The 7,652-nt window shown below is 75.4% G+C and carries 5 protein-coding genes; 4 read left to right on the top strand and 1 reads right to left on the bottom strand.

What is annotated here, in order from left to right:
- The 3 genes from cobT to ACJA3G_RS24725 form a co-directional block, all read left to right on the top strand.
- A partial coding sequence (gene cobT / locus ACJA3G_RS24735; RefSeq protein ID WP_406555245.1) for a nicotinate-nucleotide--dimethylbenzimidazole phosphoribosyltransferase occupies positions 1-3,145 on the top strand: 3,145 nt, incomplete at its 5' end.
- Positions 3,146-3,298: 153 nt separating this feature from the next.
- Positions 3,299-4,528 carry a uroporphyrinogen-III C-methyltransferase gene (gene cobA, locus ACJA3G_RS24730; protein WP_406555244.1) on the top strand — a complete coding sequence of 410 codons (1,230 nt, stop codon included), beginning with the start codon at positions 3,299-3,301 and terminating at the stop codon, positions 4,526-4,528.
- Between the two features lie 64 nt (positions 4,529-4,592).
- Complete coding sequence (locus tag ACJA3G_RS24725) at positions 4,593-5,408, top strand: TrmH family RNA methyltransferase (protein WP_406555243.1); 816 nt, start codon at positions 4,593-4,595, stop codon at positions 5,406-5,408.
- A gap of 41 nt (positions 5,409-5,449) precedes the next feature.
- Here ACJA3G_RS24725 and ACJA3G_RS24720 read toward each other — a convergent pair whose 3' ends face one another.
- Positions 5,450-6,682, bottom strand: a complete 1,233-nt coding sequence (locus tag ACJA3G_RS24720) for a protein kinase domain-containing protein (protein ID WP_406555242.1) — start codon at positions 6,680-6,682, stop codon at positions 5,450-5,452.
- A gap of 594 nt (positions 6,683-7,276) precedes the next feature.
- Here ACJA3G_RS24720 and ACJA3G_RS24715 point away from each other — a divergent pair.
- Positions 7,277-7,486 carry a hypothetical protein gene (locus tag ACJA3G_RS24715; RefSeq protein ID WP_406555241.1) on the top strand — a complete coding sequence of 70 codons (210 nt, stop codon included), beginning with the start codon at positions 7,277-7,279 and terminating at the stop codon, positions 7,484-7,486.
- Positions 7,487-7,652: the final 166 nt, after the last annotated feature.

Below are 7,652 nucleotides of genomic sequence, written 5' to 3'. Positions count from 1 at the left end.
GGGCGCGGACGGCGCCGGTGGTGTCGTACGGTCGCTGGCCGACCGGGGTCCGGCCGCGGGCGCACCCGCGAACCCGGCGCCGATGCGCGCCTCCGGCCCGGCGGCCACCGGCCCGGAGTACCTCGACGTGCCCCGCGAGGAGACGGCCGCGCCGGTGCCCGTGCCCCAGTTGAGCGAGCTTCCCCCGCAGGGCGCGACGCCGTGGGAGTCCGTGGCGCCGCAGGAGGCCGCCAGGACCCCCGAGCCGCAGCCCGCGCCCGAGCCGCAGGCCGCCGCGCAGACGGTCCCGCAGCCCGAGCCGGTGGCCGTCGAGCCGGTGGCGGCCGAACCCGTCGCCGCCGTCGCCGCCGAGGCCGCCCAGGCTCAGCCCACGCAGCCGCAGCCCGCCCAGCCGCAGCCCGTGCAGTCACAGCAGCCCCTTGCGCAGCCGGAGCCCCAGCAGCCCCAGCAGTCCCAGAACGGCCTGGTCGGCGGCGCAGAAACGGTCGTCCCTGAGGAACTCGCGCCGGTCGGCGCGCCCGCGCCCGCCGTCGCCGCCGCCGAGCAGTCGGCGCCCGCCGGGACGCCGATCGCGATGCCGCCGGCCGTGCCCGCGGCGGCCGTGCAGCCGCCCGCCACCGGTGAGTTCGTGCCGGTGGAGGGTTCGGTCCCGACCGCACCGGAGCCGGTCCCGCCGGTCGCCGATCCGGTCGCCCCGGCTTCGGCCCCGGCCGGCGAGCCCGCTCCCGTATCCGAGCCCGCTCCCGTGTCCGACGCCGTTGCGGCGCCCGTGGCCGAGCCGGTGGCGGCCCAGGCCGCCGCGTCCGCCGAGCTCCCGGCGCAGGCCCCGCAGCCGGTGCCGTCCCCGCAGCCCGACGGCATCCCGGCCGAGTCAGCGCCCCAGCAGGTGGCCGAGTCGGCCGCCGAGCCCGTGGCGCAGGTGACGTCCGTCGCCGTGGCGCAGGATGAGGCCCCCCAGGAGGTGGCCGAGCCCGTCGCCGTCCCGGCCGTGAGCGCGCCGCAGCCCGTCGCCGTCACGCCGCAGGCCGCGCCCGCGGCGGCGCCCGTGCCCGCCGACGAGGTCCCGGAGCAGGCCCCGTCCCCGCTTCCGGGCCACGAAGCCGCCGAGCCGCAGGCCGTGGCCGCTCCAGCAGCCGCGACGCCCGTCGTGCCCGTACCCCGCTCCGAGTCCGTCCCGGCCCCGCAGTCCGAGCCGCAGCCCGAGACGGTCCCGGCGGCTCCCCTGCCGCACGCCGCCGAGGCCGCGCCGGAGGAGCGGACCCCCGCCCCCGTGATCATCGAGGACGACGAGGACGCGGCCGAGGAGTTCGTCCCGGCCGCCGCTGCCGTCGCTGCCGCCGTCGGGCAGGGCGAGCTCCCGGCCGAGGTGGCCGCGCCCGCCGCCGCCGACGAGGACGCCCTTGCCGAGGCGGGCGCCCCGGCGCCCGGCTACGCGGACGCCGAGCGCGAGGCCGTGCTGCGCGTCATGCGCGAGCGGCGCGACATCCGCAACGGCTTCCGCGGCGACCCGATCCCGCACGAGGTGCTGCTGCGCGTCCTGGAGGCCGCGCACACCGCCCCGAGCGTCGGCCACTCGCAGCCCTGGGACTTCGTGGTCATCCGGTCCGCCGAGACCCGCCGCACCATGCACGAGCTCGCCCAGCGCCAGCGCGACGCGTACGCCAAGTCGCTGCCCAAGGGCCGGGCCAAGCAGTTCAAGGAACTGAAGATCGAGGCCATCCTCGACACCCCGGTCAACATCGTGGTCACCGCCGACCCGACCCGTGGCGGCCGGCACACCCTGGGCCGCTACACCCAGCCGCAGATGGCCCCGTACTCCTCGGCGCTCGCCGTCGAGAACCTGTGGCTGGCCGCCCGCGCGGAGGGCCTCGGCGTCGGCTGGGTCTCCTTCTTCGACGAGCGCGAGATGGTCCGCGCGCTGGGCCTGCCCGAGCACCTGGAGGTCGTCGCCTACCTGTGCGTCGGGTACGTGGACGAGTTCCCGGAGGAGCCCGAGCTGATGCAGGCGGGCTGGTCCAAGCGGCGCCCGCTGTCCTGGGTGGTCCACGAGGAGACGTACGGCCGCCGCGCGCTGCCCGGTGAGGACCCGCACGACCTGCTCCAGGAGACCGTCGCCGGGATTCGCCCGCTGGACGCCAAGGCGCTCGGCGAGGCGTGGGAGCGGCAGAAGCGGATGACCAAGCCGGCCGGTGCGCTCGGCATGCTGGAGATCATCTCCGCGCAGCTCAGCGGCCTGTCCCGCAAGTGCCCGCCGCCGATCCCGGAGCCCGCGGCCGTCGCCATCTTCGCGGGTGACCACGGGGTGCACGCCCAGGGCGTGACCCCCTGGCCGCAGGAGGTCACCGGCCAGATGGTCGCCAACTTCCTGGGCGGCGGCGCGGTCTGCAACGCGTTCGCCAACCAGGTCGGCGCCGAGGTCTGCGTCATCGACGTCGGCGTGGCCAGTGAACTCCCGGCCACCCCGGGGCTGCTGCCCCGCAAGGTGCGCCCCGGCACCGGCGACATGACCGCCGGGCCCGCCATGACCCGCGAGGAGGTCGTCGCGGCTGTCGAGGTGGGCATCGAGACCGCCCGCGACCTGGTGGCGGCGGGCAACAAGGCGCTGCTCACGGGTGAGATGGGCATCGCCAACACCACCGTGTCGGCCGCCCTGATCTCTCTCTACACGGGCGTCGACCCGGCCGAGGTCACCGGCCGTGGCACCGGCATCAACGACGAGACGCACGCCCGCAAGGTCGATGTCGTCCGCCGCGCCCTGGCGCTGCACAGCCCCGACCCGGCCGACCCGATCGGCGTCCTGGCCGGGATCGGCGGTCTGGAGCACGCGGCCATGGTCGGCTTCATCCTCGGCGGCGCCTCGCTGCGTACGCCGGTGATCCTGGACGGTGTCTCCGCGGGGGCCGCGGCCCTGGTCGCGCGGGCCATCGCCCCGGAGTCCCTGGCGGCGTGCATCGCGGGCCACCGCAGCGCGGAGCCCGGCCACGCGGCGGCGCTGAACAAGCTGGGCCTGCGCCCGCTGGTCGACCTCGACCTGCGGCTGGGCGAGGGCACCGGAGCGCTGCTGGCCCTGCCGCTGGTCCAGAGCGCGGCGCGTGCCATGCACGAGGTCGCGACCTTCGACTCGGCCGGAGTCACCGAGAAGTAGCCACGGTCGTACCCGGTGTGCCCGCCCGTCCCGCAGTGCGGAACGCGCGGGCGCACCGGGCGACGGTCCGCAGACAATGGGGCCCGGGGCGACGCCCCGTCCTCCGACGATGCCCGCCGATGCCCGCCGACGCCGCACCAGGAGCCACCCGCCATGGCAGAACACCCCGCGTACCCCGTAGGCCTGCGCCTCACCGGCCGCCGCGTCGTCGTCGTCGGCGGCGGCCAGGTCGCCCAGCGCCGGCTGCCCGCCCTGATCGCGGCCGGTGCCGACGTCGTCCTGGTCTCCCCGGGCGCCACCCCCTCCGTGGAGGCCATGGCGGACACCGGTGAGATCACCTGGCACCGCCGCGGCTACCAGGACGGCGATCTCGCGGACGCCTGGTACGCCCTGGTCGCCAGCAGCGACGGCGAGGCCAACCGGCGCGCCTCCGCCGAGGCCGAGCGGCGCCGCGTCTGGTGCGTGCGCTCCGACGACGCCACCCAGGCCACCGCCTGGACCCCGGCCACCGGCCGCACCGAGGGCGTCACCGTCGCCGTGCTCACCGGCGGCGCCCCCGACCCGCGCCGCACCGCCGCCGTCCGCGACGCCGTGGTGGAGGGGCTGCGCGACGGCACCCTGGTCGCCCCGCACCACCGCGACCGGACCCCCGGCGTCGCCCTCGTCGGCGGCGGCCCCGGCGACCCCGACCTGATCACCGTGCGCGGCCGGCGGCTGCTCGCCGAGGCCGATGTGGTCATCGCCGACCGGCTCGGCCCGCGCGACCTGCTCGACGAACTCCCGCCGCACGTCGAGGTGATCGACGCGGCGAAGATCCCGTACGGCCGGTTCATGGCCCAGGAGGCCATCAACAACGCGCTGATCGAGCACGCCAAGGCGGGCAAGGCCGTCGTCCGGCTCAAGGGCGGCGACCCGTACGTCTTCGGCCGTGGCATGGAGGAGCTGCACGCCCTCGCCGAGGCGGGCATCGCCTGCACGGTCGTCCCCGGTATCTCCAGCTCGATCTCGGTGCCGGGCGCGGCCGGCATCCCGGTCACCCACCGGGGCGTGGCGCATGAGTTCACCGTGGTCAGCGGCCATGTGGCGCCCGACGACCCGCGCTCGCTCGTCGACTGGGAGGCGCTCGCCCGGCTGACCGGCACGCTGGTGATCCTGATGGGCGTCGACAAGATCGGCGCGATCGCCCGGACGCTGATCGCCCACGGCAAGAGCCCCGAGACGCCCGTGGCCCTCGTCCAGGAGGGCACCACCGCCGCCCAGCGTCGCGTCGACGCGACGCTGGCCACCGTGGGGGAGACTGTGACCACGCAGGACGTACGGCCGCCGGCCGTCATCGTGATCGGTGACGTGGTCGCCGTGGGTCCCGCGCTCCCGACCATGTAACCGGCGGTAACGGATCTCCGTCCGGGCCGTTGGCACCACACCCAGGACAAGGCAGTATCACCCTGTGGCTGATCTCATCACCATCGACGACCCCGACGACCCGCGCCTGCGCGACTACACGGGCCTGACGGACGTCGAGCTGCGGCGCAGGCGCGAGCCCGCCGAGGGCCTGTTCATCGCCGAGGGCGAGAAGGTCATCAGACGGGCCAAGGACGCCGGTTACGAGATGCGGTCCATGCTGCTCTCCGCCAAGTGGGTCGACGTCATGCGCGATGTCATCGACGAGCTGCCCGCGCCCGTCTACGCGGTCAGCCCCGACCTCGCCGAGCGCGTCACCGGCTACCACGTGCACCGCGGCGCCCTCGCCTCGATGCAGCGCAAGCCGCTGCCGGCGGCCGAGGAGATCCTGGCCACCGCCCGCCGGGTCGCCGTGATGGAAGCCGTCAACGACCACACCAACATCGGCGCGATCTTCCGCAGCGCCGCCGCCCTCGGCATGGACGCCGTGCTGCTCTCACCGGACTGCGCCGACCCGCTCTACCGCCGCTCGGTGAAGGTCTCCATGGGCGCCGTCTTCTCCGTCCCGTACGCGCGCCTGGAGTCCTGGCCCAAGAGCCTGGCGACGGTACGCGAAGCGGGCTTCCGGCTGCTCGCCCTCACCCCGGACGAGAAGGCCTCCGCCATCGACGAGGCCGCGCCCCACCGGCTCGACAAGGTGGCCCTGATGCTGGGCGCCGAGGGCGACGGGCTCTCCACCCAGGCCCTGGTCGCGGCCGACGAATGGGTCCGTATCCCGATGGCCCACGGCGTCGACTCGCTCAACGTGGGCGCGGCGGCTGCCGTCGCCTTCTACGCGGTGGCGACGGGCCGCCCCGCCTAGACCGGTTCCGGCGCCGCTTCCGAACCCCGCCCTGGCACCGGCTACAACTGCTGCGCCGCCGCGATCCCCAGCGCCACGATCAGCGTGACCACGAAGAACACGATCAGTCGCTGGCGCAGCAGCCGGGGGTTGGCCGGACGCAGCCGGCCCGTGCCGGTCCGGGCGCCCGGACGCGTACCGGGCCGGCCGGCCGTCCCGTTGGTGCCGTTCGTACGGCTGCCGGAGCGGGCCGCGCCCCGGGGCGCGGGCGGGCGCGTGCCGCCGGTGCGCGGCGCGGAGCCGCGCGGAGCCTGCTCCCGCCGGCCCGCGCCGGTACCCCGGCCGCTCTCCGTGTAGCGCTGGGTGCGCTCGTCGTGCTCGTACCGCTCGGTGCGCTCGTTCAGACGCCCGGTGGCGCGCTCCGCCTCGGAGCGGTCGCGCTGGGCGGGCGGGCGCGCCTCAAGAGAGCCGCCCTGCGCCTCCCGGGCGGCGATCTCCTTGAGCCGCATCGAGAGCTGGAGCGTACTGGGCCGCTCCTCGGGGTCCTTGGCCAGACAGGCCCGCACCAGCGGCGCCAGCGCGTCCGGCACCCCGTGCAGCTGCGGCTCCTCGTGCACCACCCGGTAGAGCATGACCTCCGAACTGCCGTGCCCGAAGGGCGAGTCGCCCATCGCCGCGTACGCCAGCGTCGCGCCCAGCGAGAAGACGTCCGTGGCGGGCGTGACCGCCGCGCCGCGCACCTGCTCGGGGGCGAGGAAGCCGGGCGAGCCCACCGCCGTGCCGACGTGGGTCAGGGTGGAGGCGCCGGTCGCCCAGGCGATGCCGAAGTCGATGATCCTGGGGCCCTTGGGGGAGAGCAGGATGTTGGAGGGCTTCAGGTCGCGGTGGACCACCCCGGCCTCGTGCACTGCCACCAGGCCCTCGGAGAGCGCGGCGCCGATCGCCGCCGCCTCGGCCGCGGCGAGCGGGCCCTCCTCGGCGACCTTGTCGTGCAGCGAGGGGCCCGGCACGTACTGCGTCGCGAACCAGGGGCGCTCCGCCTCCAGGTCGGCCGCGACGAGGCGGGCCGTGCAGCCGCCGCGGATGCGCCGGGCCGCGGACACCTCGCGTGCGAAGCGGGAGCGGAACTCCTGGTCCTCGGCGAGGTCCGGACGGATCACCTTCAGCGCGACCCGCTGGCCGCGCCGGTCGGAGCCGAGGTAGACGACACCCATGCCACCCGCGCCCAGGCGCCGGTGGAGCCGGAACGAGCCGACGACACGCGGGTCCTCGCGCCGGAGCCGCATCATCGCCATTTTCATCCCCGCTGCCCGGTCCTGTTGACGTGGCACAGCTTACGTACCCCCGGGCCGGTGTGCTCATAGGCCGCGCCCTCTCGGCCCGATCGATTGTCAGTGCCGGGCGCGAAAGGTGAAGAGTGGTCAGCAGGCCGCGCCGGCGGGCGTGCTGACGCGGGCGTGGCCCCAACGCTGCGTCGCACAAGGGAGATTGGATCAGTGAGGGGCGACCGGGTGGAGACGGTCGTGGACGCGAGAGGAACGACACGGACGTACGAAGTGGTGGCAAGCCGGGCGGGTGGCAGGGTGGAGACGGTGGTCCGCGATGGGGTGGTGGAAGTGAGTGAAGTCACCCCGGGGGCGCCCCCGGGCGGGACGCGCCGGCGGCCCGGGCCCGTCCCCTCCGGGAAGACCCCAAGTCCTGCACCCGCGTCTCCACCCAGGGGAGTACGGGAGTGGGGACCCACTCATCCCCTGGGAGGCCCGGGAATCGGTACGAGGGCATGACGCCCGGTGTCCGCCGTTTCCCTACTGTTGTGGTCAAGCGGTGGGCGTAGCACTCGTCCCCCGAGGTCAAACGCCCGCCGCTGCCAATTCGACAGGAGAGGGACCATGGCGGACACGGCAACGCGGACGGTCTTCCGCACGCGAGGACGCAGGGCTGACGCCGCGGCGTCCGGCGCCCGCCGGTCCGGTCCGCGCCACCCCTTGGTGGCGACGGCCATGGCCCTTCCCCTGGCGGCCCTGCTGACAGTCGTCTTCGGCGGCTGGGACGCGGTGGTCACACAAGCGTCGTCCGTGGGCGTGATGCTGGGGCGCTGAGCGGCGCCCCGGACCCGGTAGAGCGGACCGGGTCGGGGACATCCGGCCATTTCAGCCCCGTGGGGACGGGGGTGCGGCGGACGGCAGAAAAAGGCGTTGCCCGACCGGCTGGGGAGCCGACCGGGCAACGCCTTTTCATACGCCCCCGCAACCGACCCCACAACTA

Origin of the sequence: Streptomyces sp. YS-3, assembly GCF_045257485.1 — a bacterium.
GTDB lineage: Bacteria > Actinomycetota > Actinomycetes > Streptomycetales > Streptomycetaceae > Streptomyces.
Note: the sequence above shows the minus strand (reverse complement) of the source record. Positions and strands in the feature narration are given on the sequence as shown.